Source organism: Mycobacterium sp. 852002-51971_SCH5477799-a, from assembly GCF_001667145.1.
Taxonomy (GTDB): Bacteria; Actinomycetota; Actinomycetes; order Mycobacteriales; family Mycobacteriaceae; genus Mycobacterium.
The window spans coordinates 92,066-110,855 of sequence record NZ_LZIF01000049.1; the positions used below are offsets into that span (position 1 = coordinate 92,066).

18 protein-coding genes are annotated in these 18,790 nt (G+C 69.6%); 13 read left to right on the forward strand and 5 right to left on the reverse strand.

Annotation, left to right across the window (positions count from 1 at the left end):
- Window position 1: 1 nt before the first annotated feature.
- Complete coding sequence (locus A5753_RS06035) at window positions 2-1,081, forward strand: NAD-dependent epimerase/dehydratase family protein (RefSeq protein ID WP_067124419.1); 1,080 nt, start codon at window positions 2-4, stop codon at window positions 1,079-1,081.
- Window positions 1,082-1,089: 8 nt separating this feature from the next.
- Here the strand turns inward: A5753_RS06035 and A5753_RS06040 are convergent, their stop codons facing one another.
- From A5753_RS06040 to A5753_RS06055, 4 genes are read right to left on the reverse strand one after another with little or no spacing between them, the layout of a single operon-like run.
- Window positions 1,090-2,445, reverse strand: a complete 1,356-nt coding sequence (locus tag A5753_RS06040) for a TIGR01777 family oxidoreductase (protein ID WP_067124421.1) — start codon at window positions 2,443-2,445, stop codon at window positions 1,090-1,092.
- A gap of 16 nt (window positions 2,446-2,461) precedes the next feature.
- Window positions 2,462-3,706 carry a glycosyltransferase family 4 protein gene (locus tag A5753_RS06045; RefSeq protein WP_067124473.1) on the reverse strand — a complete coding sequence of 415 codons (1,245 nt, stop codon included), beginning with the start codon at window positions 3,704-3,706 and terminating at the stop codon, window positions 2,462-2,464.
- Between the two features lie 13 nt (window positions 3,707-3,719).
- Complete coding sequence (locus A5753_RS06050; RefSeq protein WP_067124423.1) at window positions 3,720-5,300, reverse strand: glycoside hydrolase family 57 protein; 1,581 nt, start codon at window positions 5,298-5,300, stop codon at window positions 3,720-3,722.
- Window positions 5,297-6,121, reverse strand: a complete 825-nt coding sequence (locus A5753_RS06055) for a bifunctional 2-polyprenyl-6-hydroxyphenol methylase/3-demethylubiquinol 3-O-methyltransferase UbiG (protein ID WP_067124425.1) — start codon at window positions 6,119-6,121, stop codon at window positions 5,297-5,299. The genes A5753_RS06050 and A5753_RS06055 overlap by 4 nt, the downstream gene beginning before the upstream one ends.
- A gap of 228 nt (window positions 6,122-6,349) precedes the next feature.
- Between A5753_RS06055 and A5753_RS06060 the strand changes: the two genes are divergently transcribed.
- From A5753_RS06060 to mnmA, 6 genes are all read left to right on the forward strand, one after another.
- Entirely contained in the window at window positions 6,350-7,141 is a 792-nt protein-coding gene (locus A5753_RS06060) for an electron transfer flavoprotein subunit beta/FixA family protein (RefSeq protein WP_067124427.1), read from the forward strand.
- Window positions 7,142-7,170: 29 nt separating this feature from the next.
- Entirely contained in the window at window positions 7,171-8,127 is a 957-nt protein-coding gene (locus A5753_RS06065; protein ID WP_067124429.1) for an electron transfer flavoprotein subunit alpha/FixB family protein, read from the forward strand.
- Window positions 8,128-8,334: 207 nt separating this feature from the next.
- A complete protein-coding gene (locus tag A5753_RS06070; protein ID WP_067124431.1) occupies window positions 8,335-9,189 on the forward strand; it encodes a GNAT family N-acetyltransferase in 855 nt (284 codons plus the stop codon).
- On the forward strand, window positions 9,186-10,031 hold the full coding sequence (locus A5753_RS06075; protein ID WP_067124433.1) for a 1-acyl-sn-glycerol-3-phosphate acyltransferase: 846 nt from the start codon (window positions 9,186-9,188) through the stop codon (window positions 10,029-10,031). The genes A5753_RS06070 and A5753_RS06075 overlap by 4 nt, the downstream gene beginning before the upstream one ends.
- Before the next feature lie 33 nt (window positions 10,032-10,064).
- Window positions 10,065-11,243 carry a cysteine desulfurase family protein gene (locus A5753_RS06080; RefSeq protein WP_067124435.1) on the forward strand — a complete coding sequence of 393 codons (1,179 nt, stop codon included), beginning with the start codon at window positions 10,065-10,067 and terminating at the stop codon, window positions 11,241-11,243.
- A complete protein-coding gene (gene mnmA, locus A5753_RS06085) occupies window positions 11,244-12,320 on the forward strand; it encodes a tRNA 2-thiouridine(34) synthase MnmA (RefSeq protein WP_197694598.1) in 1,077 nt (358 codons plus the stop codon).
- 7 nt (window positions 12,321-12,327) lie between these two features.
- On the opposite strand, the gene A5753_RS06090 is transcribed toward mnmA, so the two are convergent.
- Window positions 12,328-12,972 carry a sensor domain-containing protein gene (locus A5753_RS06090; RefSeq protein WP_197694599.1) on the reverse strand — a complete coding sequence of 215 codons (645 nt, stop codon included), beginning with the start codon at window positions 12,970-12,972 and terminating at the stop codon, window positions 12,328-12,330.
- Between the two features lie 99 nt (window positions 12,973-13,071).
- Here A5753_RS06090 and A5753_RS06095 point away from each other — a divergent pair, with 99 nt between their 5' ends.
- The 6 genes from A5753_RS06095 to A5753_RS06120 all read left to right on the forward strand — a co-directional run.
- Complete coding sequence (locus A5753_RS06095; protein WP_067124437.1) at window positions 13,072-14,100, forward strand: methionine synthase; 1,029 nt, start codon at window positions 13,072-13,074, stop codon at window positions 14,098-14,100.
- A gap of 64 nt (window positions 14,101-14,164) precedes the next feature.
- Window positions 14,165-14,647 carry an SRPBCC family protein gene (locus A5753_RS06100; RefSeq protein WP_067124439.1) on the forward strand — a complete coding sequence of 161 codons (483 nt, stop codon included), beginning with the start codon at window positions 14,165-14,167 and terminating at the stop codon, window positions 14,645-14,647.
- Window positions 14,644-14,973, forward strand: coding sequence for a helix-turn-helix transcriptional regulator (locus A5753_RS06105; protein WP_067124441.1), 330 nt, complete (start codon window positions 14,644-14,646; stop codon window positions 14,971-14,973). The genes A5753_RS06100 and A5753_RS06105 overlap by 4 nt, the downstream gene beginning before the upstream one ends.
- 43 nt (window positions 14,974-15,016) lie before the next feature.
- Window positions 15,017-17,098, forward strand: coding sequence for an NAD-dependent DNA ligase LigA (gene ligA, locus A5753_RS06110; protein WP_067124443.1), 2,082 nt, complete (start codon window positions 15,017-15,019; stop codon window positions 17,096-17,098).
- 4 nt (window positions 17,099-17,102) lie between these two features.
- On the forward strand, window positions 17,103-18,215 hold the full coding sequence (locus tag A5753_RS06115) for a cystathionine gamma-lyase (RefSeq protein ID WP_067124445.1): 1,113 nt from the start codon (window positions 17,103-17,105) through the stop codon (window positions 18,213-18,215).
- Between the two features lie 62 nt (window positions 18,216-18,277).
- Window positions 18,278-18,790 (forward strand): TetR/AcrR family transcriptional regulator (locus A5753_RS06120; RefSeq protein WP_156655965.1); only part of this gene is annotated, 513 nt, incomplete at its 3' end.

Here is an 18,790-nt window from a genome sequence, read left to right on the forward strand (position 1 = left end):
CGTGTCCAAACGGATCGTCATCACCGGGGCCAGTGGCAACGTCGGCACCGCGCTGCTGCGCCGGCTCGCCGAAGACGGCAACGACTACGAGATCATCGGCGTCACCCGCAGACGGCCGCCGCCGGACGGTGTGTATCGACCCGTTCAATGGCATGAGCTGGACCTCGCGGACCCGGGCGTGGAAACACAGCTGCTCAACGTTTTTCGCGGCGCGCGGTGTGTGATCCATCTCGCGTGGGGGTTTCAACCCACCCGCAACACGCGCTACCTGGATGCGGTCGCCATCAACGGGAGCTCCGCCGTGCTGAGCGCGGCCCACAACGCCAAAGTGCCGCAGTTGGTGCACATGTCGTCGGTGGGCACCTATGCCCCGGGACGGTACGGGGAGAAGGTCGACGAATCGTGGTCGACGGCGGGCATCAGGTCATCTGCCTACAGCCGGGCGAAATCCACAGTGGAGCACATCCTCGACGACTACGAGCGCCGCAATCCCGACGGCGTCGGCATCACCCGAATGCGACCCGGATTCATCATGCAGCGCGACGCCGCGCCGGGTCTGCGCCGCTACACCCTGCCCGCATACCTGGACTCGCGATGGCTGCGCTGGCTGCCGGTGCTGCCGCTGGACCGCTCGCTGTGCGTGTCCATCGTGCATGCCCACGACGTCGCCGACGCCTGTGTGAGGGCGATGGAGCGTGGCGCCACGGGCCCGTTCAATCTGGCCGCCGAACCACCGGTGTCCCGCGACGACATCGCAAAAGTGTTGCGGACACATCCGATTCACGTGCCCTCGGTCCTGCTCGGGCTGGCGGTAGAGGCCTCGTGGCGTGCCCGATTGCAGCCAATCGACCGCGGCTGGCTCGATATGGCGTTTTCGCTGCCGCTGCTGGACACCGGCCGGGCGCGCGAGGTGCTCGAGTGGTCGCCGCACTGGAAATCGGTGGCCGCACTGGCCGACCTCGTCGACGGGTTCCTGCGCGCTTCGGGGACACCGAGCCCGGTGCTGCGCTCCCGGTCGTTGGTCGAGGCGCTGGGCCGCGACGTCACCGCCGGGCCGCTCACCGTCCGACGGGTGCCGTAACGAGATCGTCAACCGGTGCGCCCCAACAGGTGACGCAGCGCCTGGTCGAGGCAGGGCTGGCGGAACCGATGCCCGGCGGCGACGAGCTTGGTCGGACCCACCCGCTGGCTCGCGGTCGCCAGCTCGCGAGCGCCCTGGCCGCCCAGCAGTAACCGCGGACCCAGCGACGGCACCGGCAACACCGCCGGCCGGTGCAACACCGCCGCCAGGGTAGCGGTGTACTCGTTGTTGCGAACCGGTTGCGGTGCAACGGCATTCACCGGACCCGACAACGTGGCGTCCCAGAGCGCGCGGTGATAGACGTCCACCAGGTCGTCGATCCCGATCCAGGACAGCCATTGCCGGCCGTCACCGAGGCGGCCACCCAGCCCGGCGGCGAACAGCGGACGCATCAGCTTCAACGTGCCGCCGGCGGGTGACTGCACGATGCCGGTCCGCACATGTACGACCCGCACCCCGGACTGCCGAGCGGGTGTGGTCGCCTCCTCCCAGTCGGTCACCACGTCGGCCAGAAAACCGTCGCCGCGATCGCTGTCCTCGGTGAGAGTTTCATCGCCCCGGTCGTATCCGTAGTAGCCGATCGCCGACGCCGAGATCAGCACGCTGGGCCGGGGCTCGCTGCCGCCCAGCAATTCGGCGAGCCGCCGAGTCGGGCCAATCCTGCTGTCCCGGATGGCTTGCCGGTGCTTATCGGTGAATCGGCCGGCGATCGAGGCGCCCGCGAGGTGGATCACCGCGTCGATCCCGTCGAACAGCCCCGGGTCGGGATCGTCGGGGTTCCAGCGTCGCTCATCGCCATCGCGCGCGGAGTGGCGGACCAGCGCTATCACCCGATGCCCACCGGTGCGCAGGAACGCGGCCAATGCCGAACCGACCAGTCCCGAGGATCCGGTGATGGCGATCGTCACAGGCCGCAGCCCGTTCTCGGCGGCCAGCCGGTGGGCGGCCAAGTCGTCGGCCAGCTGCCGATGCCGGTAGTCGAACATGGGCCGCAACAGCGACCCGGGCACCGGCGTGTCGACCCGGTCGATCACCCTGGTGCGATTGTCTCCGAGAGCTTCGAATTCATGAATGTGACGCCAGCGCACCGCAATTCGCGCGGGGAGCGCGGCCAGGCCGTCGCCGCCGATGGCGTCTACGAAACGCCGCGGCGGGTCATAGCCGTCGGGCTGGTGGACGGCGACCCAGCGCAGACCCCCGGGCAGCGCCAGCGTGGCCCGCCCGTCCTCGAGTGAGGTGGACTCGGTGACCAGTCGCATCGGCTGCCACGGCGGCGAAAGGCGGGCGAAGGCCCCCGGCCTGGCATGCCAATCGAAAACCTCGGTGATGGGAGCGTCCACAACACTCGAATAGTCAAGCCCCATGCCTCGACGGTAGCGGCTACCGGTTCGGCAGGGCGTGTTCGATGATGGGCAGCCGGGCATGCGGCTGCCGCACACCACGCTTGGCCGACAGATACACCTGCGCGGTCCTGTCGGCCACCGTGCGCCAATCGAAATCCGACGTGAGTCGTTCGCGTGCGGCGCGGGCGCGCCGCTGCGCGGCCCGCGGGTCGTCGAGCACGGTGCGCACCGCCGCGGCCAGTCGGGCCACGTCGCGAGGCGGGCACGAGACACCGGTCTGACCGTTGATCACCGCCTCGCCCAGGCCGCCGATGTCCGACGTCACCAGCGGAGTGCCCGCCGCGGCCGCCTCCAGCGCCACGATTCCGAACGGCTCGTAGTGACTGGGCAGCACCGCGGCGTCGGCGCGATGCAGGACCGCCAGCAGCTCGGCATGATCGAGGTGCCCGACGAACCGGATCGCCTTGAGCACCCGGTGTTTACGGGCCCGCTCGATGAGCCAGCCCTGCTGGGTGCCCTCACCGGCGATGGTCAGCGTGGTGCCGGGGTGGCTGCGCCTGATCCGCGGCAGCGCGGCGATGACGTCGTGCACACCCTTCTCGTATTCGAGCCGGCCCAGGTAGAGCAGCTCGGCCGGCCCGGTGCGCGGGCGGCGCTCCGCAAACGGCCATCGTGCCGTCTCGATGCCGTTGCAGATCACCGTGATCTCGGCCAGGCCGGGACCGAACAGTTCGGTGATTTCGTCGGCCATCGACGCCGAACAGGTGATCAGCGAGTCGGATTCGCGCACCAGCCACGATTCGACCGCGTGCACCTGACGGCTGATCGCACCGCTGACCCAGCCGGAATGCCGACCGGCTTCGGTGGCGTGGATCGTGGAAACGATTGGCGCATCGTAAAACTGGGCGAGTGCTATCGCCGGGTGGGCCACCAGCCAGTCGTGGGCGTGCACGACGTCCGGCCGCCAGGCGCGGTTGGTCCCCGGCTTCGTCAGGGGCAGACCGGCGCGGATCATGGAGTGGCCCATCGCGAGCGTCCACGCCATCATGTCGGTGCCGAAAGAGAATTCGTGCGGGTCCTGGGCGGCCGCGATCACCCGGACACCCTCGCTGATGTGGTCGGACGACGGATGGCTGCGGGGATCGGTTCCGGTGGGACGCCGCGACAGCACGACGACGTCGTGGCCGGCGGCGGCCAGCGCGGTCGACAGATGGTGCACGTGCCGGCCGAGCCCGCCGATCACCACCGGCGGGTATTCCCACGACACCATCAGGATTTTCACGCCGCCGCCCGCCTCATCGGGGCAACCTGCGGGCATCAAGGGCGCCGAACAGGCCGTCGGCGCGGTTCCATCCCTCCGCCAGCCGCTGCGCGGTCTCGCGCCGCCCCGATGCGAGCGCGTCGGCGATCTCGCGGGTGGCGTGGGCATGCAGGTGGGCGCGGTAGCGGGCGTAGTCGGAGGCCGAATCCTTGCTCACCATGAAAGGCCAGTCGCTGGAGACGGTGAGCAGCGTTTCGCGCAGGATCTGGTCGGCGACGTGGTCGCGGGGGACGGGTCCGTCCAGCGACGCCGTCTGGGACAGCGCCTTGTCGACGGTGCTCAGAGCCATGTCGACCACTTCGCTGTTCAGCGCGACCAGATCGGCGACCTGGTCGCCGGCCCAGACCTGCCAGTCCTTGCCCGAGCCCCACGAGCTGGGCGGCAGCTCCACCGGCTCGCCGACGAAGCCGTCGGCGAGGGCGTCGTTGAGCGTGCCCACCCGGACGCCGGCCTCGGGCAGCGCCCGCAGCACCCGCTCCAGCCACGTCGGACCCTCGTACCACCAGTGGCCGAACAGCTCGGTGTCGAAGGCGGCGACCACATGAGCCGGTCGCCCGATGCGGTCGGACTCCGAGAGCAGGCGGTTGCGGACCACGTCGACAAAGTCGGCGACGTGGATGTCGACCGCGTGGTCGGCGCGCTCGGGGTCGTAGGGCGCCTTGTCCTGCGAGGACACGTTGCGGCCCGTCACCCTGGCCGGCTTGAGGCCCGTCAGGTGGTCATAGGTGTGGAAGTCGCGATACGCGGCGTGCCCGGGATAGCCGGATTTCGGTGACCACACCCGGTAGCTGACCTGTAGGTCGCGCCCGAACGCGACCACATCGGTGTCGCCGACGGGCCGGCCCAGCGCCGTGTCGCCGTGCAGCGACGGGCCGTCGACCATGAAATGGGTGACGCCCGCGGCGGAATAGTCGTGCTCCATGCCGGGCGCGTAGGCGCATTCGGGCGCCCAGATCCCGCCCGGGCGGTGGCTGAGGCGGGCTTGCGCGTCGGCCAGACCCTCGCGCAGTGCGAACTCACGCAGCCGCGGCGCCAGCAGCGGTTGGAACGGATGGGCCAGCGGGCCGCCGAGCAGCTCAACCGTGCCGGCATCGAGCAGGTTGCGCAGCAGCGGGCTGCCGCCGTGCCGCCACAGCGTGGCGAAGTCGTCCAGCGCCCGCTGCGCCTCGGCGGATTCGCGAATCCCCAAGGCGCGCAATGCTTCCGGTGTGCATGACTGGTAGCTGACTGACTTCGAGCGGGGCGCGGACCGCACGCTGGTGGCCTCCAGCCCGCGCAGTCGCCAGTTGGCCAGCCAGTGATGCATGCCGTCCAGGCAGTACGGGTCGTCGAGTTGGGCGTTCACCACCGGCGTCACGCCCAGCGTGAGCACGCCCCGCCGCTCTTCGCCGGCCAAGGTGTTCAGCACGCGCATCAGCGGCAGGTACGCCGCCGCCCAGGATTGATACAGCCATTCCTCGCCGACCGGCCAGCGGCCGTGGTGGGCGAGCCAGGGCAGGTGGGTGTGCAAAACCAGGGTGAAGAGGCCGGGAACCCGGTTCTGCGGTGTACTCACGGGGCTACCGCGATCGCGATCAGGTCGAGGCTGTCGTCGATGTGGTGGCCGGTGTCCGCACCCGCGTCGGCCTCGACCAGCTCGAAATCCTCGATGGTGACGGTGGCGACGTCGGCCGCCAGCTCGGGCGGCCACGGTGCGTCGGCCATCGCGCGCGCGATCTGGGCATCGATGATCGAGCCGCCGTGCCGGGCGTCCATTTCGCGAAGCCTCGGGCCGTGGAACAGGCCGCTGATCGACACGTGGGTGAAGCCGCCGTCGATGAGCAGCCGGGTCAGTTCGGCGGCGTTGAGTTCCCGGGTGTGGAAGGGGTTGATCGGGGTGTCGCGACCCGGCGAGAAGGTGACTCGGTTGGGCGTGGACATCATCACGAGCCCCGACGGGCGCAGCACCCGGGCGCACTCGACGACGAACTGTGTTTGGTCCCACAGATGTTCGATCACCTGGAAGTTGACCACAACGTCCACTGACGAATCGGGTAGCGGCAGCCGCGCGAGGTTCGCCCGCATGACGTCCACCCGCGGGTAGCGGCTGCGGACATGGGCCACCGCGGCCTCGTCGTAATCCACCGCGACGACGCGGCGGGCGACATCGGCGATCAGATCGGCGCCGTAACCCTCCCCGCACCCGGCCTCGAGTACGTCGGCGCCCGCGCAACGCTCGGCAAGCCGCTGGTAGACGACTTCGTGGCGGCGAAACCAGTAGTTCTCGATGGCCAAATCCGGGATGGTGCGCTCGCCCGTCAACATCATCACGGCATCACCCGCCGAGGCGGTGTGGCCGGGGGGGTGCTGCGGGACGTCGGGGACCGGTGCGCTCATTGCATAGGCAGGCTAACGCGAAGTGTCGGATTCGCGAACCGGGGAACTGAGCCCCCGCTCCTCAGGCGGCGGACGGGCTGCGAGAACGTGCACTACGACCAGCTATGGTGTGAATGCATACCGCACAAAGTTACCGGGTAGTAACACGGCCGTGCGTTGCGAAAAACGCGTACCGAGGTTTCGCAGTCGATTGCTGCGAGCCCCCTTCGAGGAGGACGAACCACACTCATGACGAACATCGTGGTCCTGATCAAGCAGGTCCCAGACACCTGGTCGGAGCGCAAGCTATCTGACGGCGATTACACGTTGGACCGTGAGGCCGCCGACGCGGTGCTGGACGAGATCAACGAGCGCGCGGTGGAAGAGGCGCTGCAGATCCGCGAGCGCGAGGGCGGCCAAGGCTCGGTGACCGTGCTGACCGCGGGCCCCGAGCGCGCCACCGAGGCGATCCGCAAGGCGCTGTCGATGGGCGCCGACAAGGCCGTTCACCTCAAGGACGACGGCCTGCACGGCTCCGACGTTGTGCAGACCGGCTGGGCCCTGGCGCGTGCGCTGGGCACCATCGAGGGCACCGAGCTGGTCATCGCCGGCAACGAAGCCACCGACGGGACCGGCGGCGCGGTGCCGGCCGTTATCGCCGAGTACCTGGGCCTGCCGCAGCTGACCCACGTGCGCAAGCTTTCCATCGAGGGCGACAAGATCACCGGCGAGCGGGAAACCGACGAGGGCGTGTTCACGCTCGAGGCCACCCTGCCCGCGGTGGTCAGCGTCACCGAGAAGATCAACGAGCCGCGCTTCCCCTCCTTCAAGGGCATCATGGCCGCCAAGAAGAAAGAGGTCACGGTGCTGACCCTGGCGGAGATCGGGGTCGAGAGCGACGAGGTCGGGCTGGAAAACGCCGGATCGACCGTGCTGTCGTCGACGCCCAAGCCGCCGAAGACCGCGGGCGAGAAGGTAACCGACGAGGGCGAGGGCGGTAACGACGTCGCCAAGTACCTGGTTGCCCAGAAGATCATCTGACCGAGTAGACGAGAAGAGCGAAATAACCCATGGCTGAAGTACTGGTGCTCGTCGAGCACGCAGAAGGTGCGCTGAAGAAGGTCACCTCCGAACTGATCACCGCCGCCCGCGCGCTGGGCGAGCCCGCCGCCGTCGTGGTCGGCGCTCCCGGGACCGCCGCGCCCTTGGTCGACGGGCTCAAGGAGGCCGGCGCCGCGAAAATCTACGTCGCCGAGTCCGACGACGTCGACAAATACCTGATCACCCCCGTGGTCGACGTGCTGGCCTCGCTCGCCGAGTCCAACTCGCCCGCCGCGGTGATCCTGTCGGCCAACGCCGACGGCAAGGAGATCGCCGGCCGGCTCGCGGCCCGGATCGGATCCGGCCTGCTGGTCGACGTGATCGAGGTCAAGGAAGGCAACAAGGCGACCTACTCCATCTTCGGTGGCGCGTTCACCGTGGAGGCGCAGGCCAACGGCGACACTCCGGTGATCACCGTGCGCGCCGGCGCGGTCGACGCCGAACCGCAGGCCGGCGCCGGCGAAGAGGTCGAGGTTGAGGTCCCGGCCCAGGCCGAGAACGCCACCAAGGTCACCGCCCGCGAGCCCGCGGTCGCCGGTGACCGCCCGGAACTGACCGAGGCCACCATCGTCGTCTCCGGTGGTCGCGGTGTCGGCAGCGCGGAGAACTTCAGCGTCGTCGAGGAGCTGGCCGATTCGCTGGGTGCGGCCGTCGGTGCGTCGCGCGCCGCCGTCGACTCCGGCTACTACCCGGGCCAGTTCCAGGTGGGCCAGACCGGTAAGACCGTCTCGCCGCAGCTCTATATCGCCCTGGGCATCTCGGGTGCCATCCAGCACCGCGCGGGCATGCAGACGTCCAAGACGATCATCGCGGTCAACAAGGACGAAGAGGCGCCCATCTTCGAGATCGCCGACTACGGCGTGGTGGGTGACCTGTTCAAGGTCGCTCCGCAGCTGACCGAGGCGATCAAGACGCGCAAGGGCTGAGTCTCTCGGCCGCACAGCCCCCGGCACCTCGGTGCCGGGGGCTTTTGCGTCGGACAAGTCATACCGGCGCCGTGTCCGCGCAATGCACCGAACTTCAGATCCTGCGTCGCACCCTGGCCCTCTTACGCACGATTCGTCATCTGACGTGCACCGACACGTCATAGCGGCGATGCCGACTAGCTCATCGACTACGCCACGTTGGGGTTCATGAGCATTGCTTCAGTCCTCATACCCAGCGAAAAGCCCACCGGTACGGCCACCAGCTCGGTGGCCGCACCCCGCTACTCCCTGTTGTTGTCCACCGACCCCGGCATGATCGAGGCGGCGCAGCGACTCCGGTACGACGTGTTCACCAGCACGCCGGGCTTCGCACTGCCGGCGACCGATCGGGATGGTCGGGACCCCGACAGATTCGACGAGTTCTGTGACCACCTGCTGGTGCGCGACGACGACACCGGTGAGCTAGTCGGTTGCTACCGCATGCTGGCGCCGGCGGGGGCCATCGCGGCCGGAGGGCTCTACACCGCCACCGAGTTCGACATCCGCGCGCTCGACCCACTGCGGCCGTCGCTGGTGGAGATGGGACGCGCCGTGGTGCGCGACGGGCATCGTAACGGCGGCGTCGTGCTGTTGATGTGGGCGGGCATCCTGGCCTACCTGGACCGCTACGGCTACGACTACGTGACCGGGTGCGTGTCGGTGCCCATCGGCGGCGAACCCGACCTGCCGCCGGGCAGTCAACTGCGCGGCGTCCGCGACTTCATCCTCAGCCGGCACGGGGCGCCGCCGGAACACCGGGTGTACCCGCACCGACCGGTGGTCGTGGACGGGAAGGGCATCGACGACATCGCGCCGCCCGCGCGACCCGCGGTGCCGGCGCTGATGCGCGGTTACCTGCGGCTGGGCGCCCGGGTATGCGGCGAACCGGCGCATGACCCGGACTTCGGCGTCGGCGATTTCTGCGTCCTGCTGGGCAAAGCGCACGCCGACAACCGCTATCTGAAGCGACTCCGATCGGTGTCCGTCGCCGCCGAGATGCGATCGGCGGGCGGCCGGCGATGAACGCCCCCGCGGGCACCGGGCACCCGTGGCTTCCGCGCGCATCGTGCGATGCACGCTGCGTGGTTGCGAGCGACGTACTGACGTCGCGGCCGCTCCCGGGGGCCCTGCGGATGGCCCTTCGCCTGACGCTGGCGCTGCTGCTGGCACCGGGGCTGGCGTTGCTGGCGGTGCCGCTGCCGGGCCGGACCCGCGTTCAGCGCATCTATTGCAGGTTGGTGCTGGGCTGCCTGGGAGTCCGAATCACCGTGACGGGCAACCCGATTCGCAACCTGAGCGGTGTATTGGTGGTGAGCCCGCACATGTCCTGGGTCGATGTCTTCGCCATCGGGTCGGTGCTGCCCGGATCGTTCGTCGCGCGCGCCGACATGTTCACCGGCCCGGCGACCGGGATCGTGGCCCGCTTCCTCAAGATCATCCCGATCGAGCGGTCCAGTCTGCGCCGCCTGCCCGGTGTGGTGGACGCCGTCGCCCGCCGGCTGCGCGCCGGACAGACAGTGGTGGCGTTCCCGGAGGGCACCACCTGGTGTGGTCGGGACCGTGGCGGCTTCTACCCGGCGATGTTTCAGGCCGCCATCGACGCTGGCCGTCCGGTGCAGCCGCTGCGGCTGACCTACCACCACGTCGACGGCAGCCCCTCGACGGTGCCCGCATTTGTCGGCGATGAGACCCTGCTGAGCTCGATCCGGCGGCTGCTCGTCGTGCCGCGCACGCTGGCAAGGGTGCACGTCGAGGCTCTCCAGCTTCCGGGGACAGATCGGCGCGCCCTGGCCGGCCGGTGCCAATCCGCGGTGGGCGCCGGCACCGCCCGGCGCGCTGGTCACGGGCACGTGCTGGTGGCCTGAGCAAACCGGCGGGCCGGTATCGTGGGTCGCGTCATGGTCTACCTGGATCACGCCGCCACCACCCCGATGCACCCCGCCGCCGTCGAGGCGATGACGGCTGTGCTCGGCACGGTCGGCAACGCGTCGTCGCTGCACACCAGTGGCCGGGCGGCGCGGCGCCGCATCGAGGAATCCCGTGAGCTGATCGCCGACCGGCTGGGCGCGCGCCCCTCGGAGGTCATCTTCACCGCCGGCGGCACCGAGAGCGACAACCTGGCGGTCAAGGGCATCTACTGGGCCCGCCGCGACGCCGAACCCCGCCGGCGGCGCATAGTCACCAGCGAGGTGGAACACCACGCCGTGCTGGACTCGGTGAACTGGCTCGTCGAACATGAGAGTGCCGAGGTCACCTGGCTTCCGACCGCCCCCGACGGATCGGTGTCGGCGACGGCGCTGCGCGAGGTGCTCACCCGTCACGACGACGTTGCGCTGGTCTCGGTGATGTGGGCCAACAACGAGGTCGGCACGGTCATGCCGGCCGCCGAACTCGCCGCCGTCGCGGCCGAATTCGGCGTGCCGATGCACAGCGACGCCATTCAGGCGGTGGGACAGTTGCCGGTCGACTTCGCCGCCAGCGGATTGTCGGCGATGAGCGTGGCCGCCCACAAGTTCGGCGGGCCGCCCGCGGTGGGTGCGCTACTGCTGCGTCGCGACGTCGCGTGCGTGCCGCTGGCACACGGAGGCGGGCAGGAGCGCGACATCCGTTCGGGCACCGCCGATGTCGCCGGCGCGGTCGGAATGGCGGCGGCGGCGCGGATCTCAGTCGACGGGCTCGAGTCCAACAGCGTCCGGCTGCGCGCGTTGCGCGACCGGCTGGTCGACGGCGTGCTGGGTGGCATCGAGGACGTCACCCTCAACGGCGCCCGCGATCCGCTGCGCCTTCCCGGCAATGCGCATTTCACGTTCCGCGGCTGTGAGGGCGACGCGTTGCTGATGCTGTTGGACGCCAACGGAATCGAGTGCTCGACAGGGTCGGCGTGCACCGCCGGTGTCGCGCAGCCCTCGCACGTGCTGATCGCAATGGGCGCCGACGCGACCAGCGCTCGCGGGTCGTTGCGCCTCTCGTTGGGGCACACCAGTGTCGACGCGGACATCGACGCGGTGCTGCGGGTACTGCCCGGGGCGGTGGACCGCGCCCGTCGCGCCGCACTGGCCGCCGCGGGGGCGTCCTAAGTGAAAGTGCTTGCTGCCATGAGCGGTGGCGTCGACTCGTCGGTCGCCGCCGCCCGGATGGTCGACGCCGGACACGATGTCGTTGGGGTGCACCTGGCGCTGTCCAGTGCGCCCGGCGCGCTGCGCACCGGGTCGCGCGGGTGCTGCTCGAAGGAAGACGCCTCCGACGCGCGCCGCGTCGCCGATGTGCTCGGAATCCCGTTCTACGTATGGGATTTCGCGGAGAGGTTCGCCTCGGACGTCATCGACGAATTCGTGTCGTCGTATGCGCGCGGCGAGACCCCCAACCCGTGCGTGGTGTGCAATCAGAAGATCAAGTTCTCGGCGCTGTCGGCGAAAGCCGTTGCGCTCGGGTTCGACACCGTGGCCACCGGCCACTACGCCCGGCTGCAGGACGGCCGGCTGCGTCGCGCCGTCGATCATGCCAAGGACCAGTCGTACGTGCTGGCCGTCCTGAGTGCCGGGCAGTTGCGCCACGCGGCGTTCCCGATCGGGGACAGCCCCAAGCCGCAGATCCGGGACGAAGCCGCCCGGCGCGGTCTGACGGTCGCCGAAAAGCCGGACAGTCACGACATCTGCTTCATCCCGTCGGGCAACACCCGTGCCTTTTTGGGCGAGCGCATCGGGGTGCGCCGCGGTGCGGTGGTCGATGCGGACGGCACGGTGCTCGCCGAGCACGACGGCGTGCACGGTTTCACCGTCGGCCAGCGCAAGGGGCTCGGCATCGCCGGGCCGGGGCCCGACGGGCGCCCGCGTTACGTGACCTCGATCGACGCGGAGACCGGCACCGTGCAGGTGGGCGAGGCAGCTGATCTCGAGATACGCGAAATGGTCGGCCGGACACCGATTTTCACCTCGGGTGTCACCCCAACCGGCCCGGTGGAGTGCGCGGTCCAGGTGCGCGCGCACGGCGAAACGGCCGGCGCGATAGCCGAACTGGTCGACGACGAGCTCGTCGTGCGGTTGCGGGCGCCGATGCGCGGGGTGGCCCGGGGCCAGACGCTGGTGCTGTACCGGCCCGATCCCGACGGTGACGAGGTGCTCGGCAGCGCCACCATCGCCGGCACCACCCGCTGAATCAGGGCTACCGCGGCAGGTTCGCGGAGATATTCGTCATCACGATGTCGGACACCGATTGCGCGAACCCGCAGAAGGTGACCTCGAGCATGGCCACCGACAGAATCCGGTAGTCACGGCCGCATCCGCCGGGTCGCAGGCGCAGCGAGGTGGCGTCGGCGTTCCAGTCACCAACGTAGAGTTGCCCGCTCGACCCGTTCGCGCAGTCGCCGACGGTACTCACCAGGGCGCCGAAGGCACGGCGGGCGGTATCGGCGTCGCGATACGCCGCCGCGCCTTCGGAGATCAACGCGCCATCGGGTGGGTCCTGAAACGTCGTCTTGTGAAACGCCTCGAGATCGCGTCCGAACGTTGCCGTCTCGGCGTAGATGAACCGGCACTCGCGCGGCGCGTTCTCGGCCAGCGCGTCGATGTCCACCGGACTGGTGCCGTCCATCGAGGGGATGATGGTCAGATGCTCGCCGGCGCCGGTGATCGCGCGCATCCGCGTCTGGTCCAGCAGGATCGTGTCGACGTCGACGCCCTGCACCACCCTGCGGCCGGCGCCGGGTCCCGCCACGGCCGCCCCGTCCACCACCTGGGTGCACGACGCCATCACGATCGCCACCGCGCACAGCAGCGGTAGCCATGCCGATTTCGCCTTCTGCGACACGTTTTCGCACCCCTTCGGCGTTGAACCTACCCGCGCTGCCCCGCGGCATACAGACCCCTGCCGACAGGTGGGCGGTGCGACGTCGAATACGGTTGTCCGGTGAGTGTTTTCACCCATCCCTTCGCCAGCGCCAGCGGTGTCGGATCGTGGCCCGGCATCGGCGCGCGCCAGGCCGCCGAAGTCGTCGTGGGTGAACTCGCGGGGGCGCTGGCGCACATCGTCGAGCTGCCCGCGCGCGGAGTGGGCGCCGACCTGATCGGCCGGGCCGGCGCGCTGCTGGTCGACGTGGCTATCGACACGGTGCCGCGCGGCTACCGGCTCGCCGCCCGGCCCGGGGCGGTCACCCGCCGCGCCATCAGCCTGCTCGACGAGGACATGGACGCGCTCGAAGAGGCCTGGGAAGCCGCCGGTCTGCGAAACGACGGCCGGGTGGTGAAGGTGCAGGCGCCGGGCCCGATCACCCTGGCGGCCGAGGTCGAGCTAAGCAACGGTCACCGGGCGATCACCGACCCCGGGGCGCTGCGCGACCTGGCGGCGTCGCTGGCCGAGGGCGTGTCGGCGCATCGCGCGGGGCTGGCTCGCCGGCTCGAGGCGGAAGTGGTGGTGCAGTTCGACGAGCCGTCGCTGCCCAAGGCCCTGGGCGGCCGGCTGGGCGGGGTGACCGCGCTGAGCCCGGTGGCACCGGTCGACGAGGAGGTGGCCGCCGGGCTGCTGGACACCTGCGCCCGGACGGTCGGTGGGGAGGTGCTGCTGCACTGCTGCGCTCCCGGACTGCCATGGGAACTCTTGCAGCGCAGTGTGTTTCAAGCCGTCTCGGTCGACGCCGGCGCGCTGAACGCGGCGGATCTCGACGGTGTCGCCGAGTTCGTGGAGTCCGGTCGCACCGTCGCGCTGGGGGTGGTCCCCGGCAACGCCCCGCCGCGTCGCCCGTCGGCGCAGGAGGTGGCCGCCGCGGTGGTCGCGGTGACCGATCGCCTGGGCTTCGCCCGCGCGGCGCTGCGCGAGCGCATCGGCGTCACGCCCGCGTGTGGTCTGGCCGGCGCGACGCCGGAGTGGGCGCGCACCGCGATCGAGCTCGCCCGCAAGGCGGCCGAACTGTTCGCCGAGGATCCGGACGCCATCGAATAGGCAACCGTTCGGTTGCGTTTTAGGGCGCGCTGTGCTGAACTCATAGGCAACCAGGAGGTTGCATATGAAAATCGAGAAGCATGTGGTGCTGCGGGCGCCACTGGAGCGGGTGTGGCGGGCCATCAGCGACGCCGAGGAGTTCGGCCGCTGGTTCGGGGTGCGCTTCGACGGGCCGTTCGTCGCCGGGACGTCGGTGACCGCCGCGATCAGCCCGACCATCGTCGACAGCGAGGTCGCCGAGCGACAGGAGCCGCACACCGGAGTGCGAAGCACCTGGCAGATCGTCGCCGTCGAGCCGCGGCGCCGGTTCGCCTACCGCTGGCATCCGTACGCCGTCGATCCGGATGTCGACTACGACCACGAGCCGACCACGCTGGTCGAGTTCACCCTGGCCGAGCGGCCCGACGGCGTGCTGTTGACCATCACCGAGTCCGGGTTCGAGGCGATTCCCCAGGCGCGCCGCGGGCCGGCGTTCGAGGCCAACGGCGAGGGTTGGGAAATCCAGACGACGCTGGTGCGCAAGTACATCGAAGACGTCCGGGTATGAAAGTCGCCGTCGACGCGCCGCTCTTCGACGCGCTGGGCGATCCCAACCGGCTGCGCATCATCGTGCGGCTCTGCGACCGGGGACCCAGTTCGACGTCGCAGGTCACCCGCGTCATCCCGGTCACCCGCCAGGCGGCCAGCAAGCACCTGCAGCTGCTGGAGTCGGTGGGCCTGGTGACCAGCAGCCGGCGGGGCCGCGAGCGAGTCTGGACGGTGCAGACCCAGCCACTGGCCTCGGCGAGCGACTACCTGAGTCAGCTGTCGCGCCGGTGGGATGCCGCGGTGGATCGATTGCGGTCCTATGTGGAGGACCAAGTGGAGGACTGAGCGCGCCCGGTTTCGCGTCGGTGTCCTCGGATAGCCTGCCAAGGTGAGCGCAGCAGAAGCTGATTCGGTATCACCCGAGGTTCGCCGGCAGTGGCAGGACCTTGCCGAAGAGGTCCGTGAACACCAGTTCCGCTACTACATCAAGGACGCACCGATCGTCTCGGACGCGGACTTCGACGCGATGTTCAACCAGCTCCTCGCGCTGGAAGAGCGCCACCCCGAACTCCGGGTGCCCGATTCCCCGACGCAGCTGGTCGGCGGGGCGGGTTTCGCCACCGAGTTCGGCGAGGCGGCGCACCTGGAACGGATGCTGAGCCTCGACGATGTCTTCGATCGCGACGAGCTGGTGGCCTGGAGCAACCGCGTCGAAAACGAGGTCGGCACGCAGCCCTACTACCTGTGCGAGCTCAAGATCGACGGGGTCGCCCTGGCGCTGGTGTATCGCGACGGCCGGCTGGAGCGCGCCGCGACCCGGGGCGACGGCCGGGTGGGCGAGGACGTGACGCTCAACGCCCGCACCATCGACGATGTCCCCGAGCGGCTGTCCGCCAGCAAGGAGTTTCCAATTCCCGCCCTGCTCGAGGTGCGCGGCGAGGCGTTCTTTCGGCTCTCCGATTTCGAGGCGCTCAACGCCAGCCTGGTCGAAGACGGCAAGGCGCCGTTCGCCAACCCGCGCAACAGCGCCGCGGGGTCACTGCGCCAGAAGAACCCGGCCGTCACCGCCCGGCGCAAGCTGCGGATGATCTGTCACGGCATCGGCCGCACCGAGGGATTCACGCCGAAGACTCAGCACGAGGCCTACACCGCGCTGAGCGCCTGGGGGCTGCCGGTGGCCGCGCAAACCGCGCGCGTGCGCGGCCTTGCCGCCATAGAGGAGCGGATCGGCTATTGGGGCGAGCACCGCTACGACCTCGAGCACGAAATCGACGGCGTGGTGGTCAAAGTCGACGACGTGGCGCTGCAGCGCCGGCTCGGGACCACCTCCCGCGCGCCGCGGTGGGCCGTCGCATACAAGTACCCGCCGCAGGAGGCGCAGACCAAGCTGCTCGACATCCGCGTCAACGTCGGGCGCACCGGACGCGTCACGCCGTTCGCGTTCATGACGCCGGTGAAGGTCGCCGGGTCGACGGTGGGGCTGGCCACCCTGCACAACGCCGCCGAGGTGAAACGCAAGGGCGTGCTGATCGGCGACACGGTGATGATCCGCAAAGCCGGCGATGTGATCCCCGAGGTGCTCGGTCCCGTCGTCGACCTGCGCGACGGCTCCGAACGCGAATTCGTGATGCCGACCGAGTGTCCCGAATGCGGCACAACGCTGGCGCCCGCCAAGGAGGGCGACGCCGACATCCGCTGCCCCAATGCCCGGTCCTGCCCGGCGCAGTTGCGGGAGCGGGTATTTCACGTCGCCGGCCGCGGGGCGCTCGACATCGAGGGGCTGGGCTACGAGGCCGCGACCGCGCTGTTGAAGGCCGGGGTGATCGCCGACGAGGGCGACTTGTTCGCACTCACCGAGGACGACCTGTTGCGTACCGAACTGTTCCGGACGAAGGCAGGCGCCCTGTCCGCCAACGGCAAACGGTTGCTCGACAACCTGGACAGGGCCAAGAAGGTGGCACTGTGGCGGGTCCTGGTGGCGTTGTCGATCCGGCACGTCGGCCCGACTGCCGCGCGTGCCCTGGCGACCGAGTTCGGCGACCTGGACTCGATCATGTCGGCGTCGACCGAGCGGCTGGCCGCCGTCGAAGGCGTCGGCCCAACGATCGCCGCGGCACTCACCGAATGGTTCACCGTCGACTGGCACTGCGCGATCGTCGACAAGTGGCGGGCCGCCGGCGTGCGGATGGCCGACGAACGCGACACCAGTGTGCCTCGCACGCTGGAGGGGCTGACGGTGGTGGTGACCGGCTCGCTCGCCGGCTTTTCCCGCGACGACGCCAAGGAGGCGATCCTGACGCGCGGGGGGAAGGCGGCGGGCTCGGTGTCGAAGAAGACCGACTACGTCGTGGCCGGCGATTCGCCGGGCTCCAAGTACGACAAGGCGATCGAGCTGGGGGTGCCCGTCCTCGACGAAGACGGCTTCCGGAAGCTGCTCGCCGAGGGTCGACCCGATTCCCCGGCGGAGTGAGCCGATGAGCAGGCGATACGGCGATTCCACGCGCAGCCTCAAAGCCATTGATTCACAAGCTATTTCGGGTCAGCCGGTAGCGCCGCAAGCGGTGCTCGCCGCCACCTACCACCTGTCCGGCGACGAGACAGGCGCGCTGGACAGCTACGGCCGCAGCTCCAATCCGACCTGGCGGCAACTGGAGTCCGCACTCGCCGAGCTGGAGGGAGCCGCCGGCGCGCGAGTGTTCGGCTCGGGGATGGCGGCCATCAGCGCCGTCTTACGCGCGCTGGCCAAGCCGGGGTCCACAGTGGTGGTGCCGGCCGACGGCTACTACCAGGTGCGCCGCTACGCCCGCGAAGACTTGGCGCCCGGGGGCGTGACGGTCATCGAGGCGTCGAGCGCGCAGATCTATGACGCCGCCGCGGGAGCCGACGTGGTGCTGGCCGAAACGCCCACCAACCCTGCGCTGAATGTGATCGATGTGCACCGGTTGGCCGCCATCTGCCGGGGCCGCAACGCGCGCTTGATCGTCGACAACACCGCCGCGACGCCCCTGGGGCAGCAGCCGCTGTCGTTGGGTGCCGACGCGGTGGTGGCCAGCGCGACCAAGGCCCTGTCGGGTCATGGCGACCTGCTCGCGGGCTACGTCGCCGCCAACGAGCCCGAGTTGCTCGCCGCGGTGGAGCGACACAGGCTGCTCGCGGGTGCGATCCTGGGCGGATTCGAGGCGTGGCTTCTGTTGCGCAGCATGGGAACTGCCGGATTGCGGTTCGAACGCCAATGCCAGAACGCCCGGGCAGTGGCGACCATGCTGGCCCGTCACCCGGCGGTGCGGGCGGTGCGCTACCCCGGATTGGCCGACGACCCGGCGCATCCGGTGGCCATGGCGCAAATGCGCCGATTCGGGGCACTGGTGTCAGTCGAATTGGCCGACGCGGCCGCGGTGCACGCGCTGGTGGACCGCAGCGAACTGCTGATCGCGTCCACCAGTTTCGGCGGTCTGCACACGTCGGTGGACCGCCGGGCGCGCTGGGGAGACGCGGTCGCCGACGGATTCGCCCGCATCTCGCTGGGTATCGAAGACACCGACGATTTGCTCGCCGACATCGAACGCGCGCTGATGGGCTCCCGCTGACGAACTAACATTCGTCGGCGTTTGACTGCACCGAAATTGGTCCGCATCGCCCGGGCGGCTCTATCGTGGGCTCTATGACCCAGACGGCCGACCGGTGCGAGCAGGCATCGCCATGGTCGGCGCGCGAGGCCGAAATATTGGCCGTCACCCTGGCGCTGCTGCAGGAACACGGGTATGACCAGCTGACGGTGGAGGCGGTGGCCAATGCCGCGCGCGCCAGCAAGGCCACGGTTTACCGCCGCTGGCCGTCCAAAGCCGAACTGGTGTTGGCCGCCTTCATCGAAGGTGTCCGCCAGGTGGCCGTGCCGCCGAATACCGGCACGTTGCGGGGCGACCTGCTGCGGCTGGGGGAGATCATCAGCCAGGAATGTGGGCAGCACGCCGGCACGATCCGCGCGGTGATGGTCGAGGTGTCGCGGCATCCCGCCCTCAACGACGCCCTCCAGCACCAATTCCTCGACCAGCGCAAAGCCATGATCCAGCACGTGCTGCATCAGGCCGTCGACCGGGGCGAGATCACCGAAGACGTCATCACCGACGAACTGTGGGACTTGCTGCCCGGTTACCTCATCTTC

What these genes read in the sequence shown, in the direction of transcription:
- A5753_RS06055 (WP_067124425.1), bottom strand. Translation starts at nt 6,121, where the DNA reads ATGAGCGCACCGGTCCCCGACGTCCCGCAGCACCCCCCCGGCCACACC.
- A5753_RS06040 (WP_067124421.1), bottom strand. Translation starts at nt 2,445, where the DNA reads ATGGGGCTTGACTATTCGAGTGTTGTGGACGCTCCCATCACCGAGGTT.
- A5753_RS06060 (WP_067124427.1), top strand. Translation starts at nt 6,350, where the DNA reads ATGACGAACATCGTGGTCCTGATCAAGCAGGTCCCAGACACCTGGTCG.
- A5753_RS06115 (WP_067124445.1), top strand. Translation starts at nt 17,103, where the DNA reads ATGAGCAGGCGATACGGCGATTCCACGCGCAGCCTCAAAGCCATTGAT.
- A5753_RS06105 (WP_067124441.1), top strand. Translation starts at nt 14,644, where the DNA reads ATGAAAGTCGCCGTCGACGCGCCGCTCTTCGACGCGCTGGGCGATCCC.
- A5753_RS06075 (WP_067124433.1), top strand. Translation starts at nt 9,186, where the DNA reads ATGAACGCCCCCGCGGGCACCGGGCACCCGTGGCTTCCGCGCGCATCG.
- A5753_RS06080 (WP_067124435.1), top strand. Translation starts at nt 10,065, where the DNA reads ATGGTCTACCTGGATCACGCCGCCACCACCCCGATGCACCCCGCCGCC.
- A5753_RS06065 (WP_067124429.1), top strand. Translation starts at nt 7,171, where the DNA reads ATGGCTGAAGTACTGGTGCTCGTCGAGCACGCAGAAGGTGCGCTGAAG.
- A5753_RS06100 (WP_067124439.1), top strand. Translation starts at nt 14,165, where the DNA reads ATGAAAATCGAGAAGCATGTGGTGCTGCGGGCGCCACTGGAGCGGGTG.
- A5753_RS06070 (WP_067124431.1), top strand. Translation starts at nt 8,335, where the DNA reads ATGAGCATTGCTTCAGTCCTCATACCCAGCGAAAAGCCCACCGGTACG.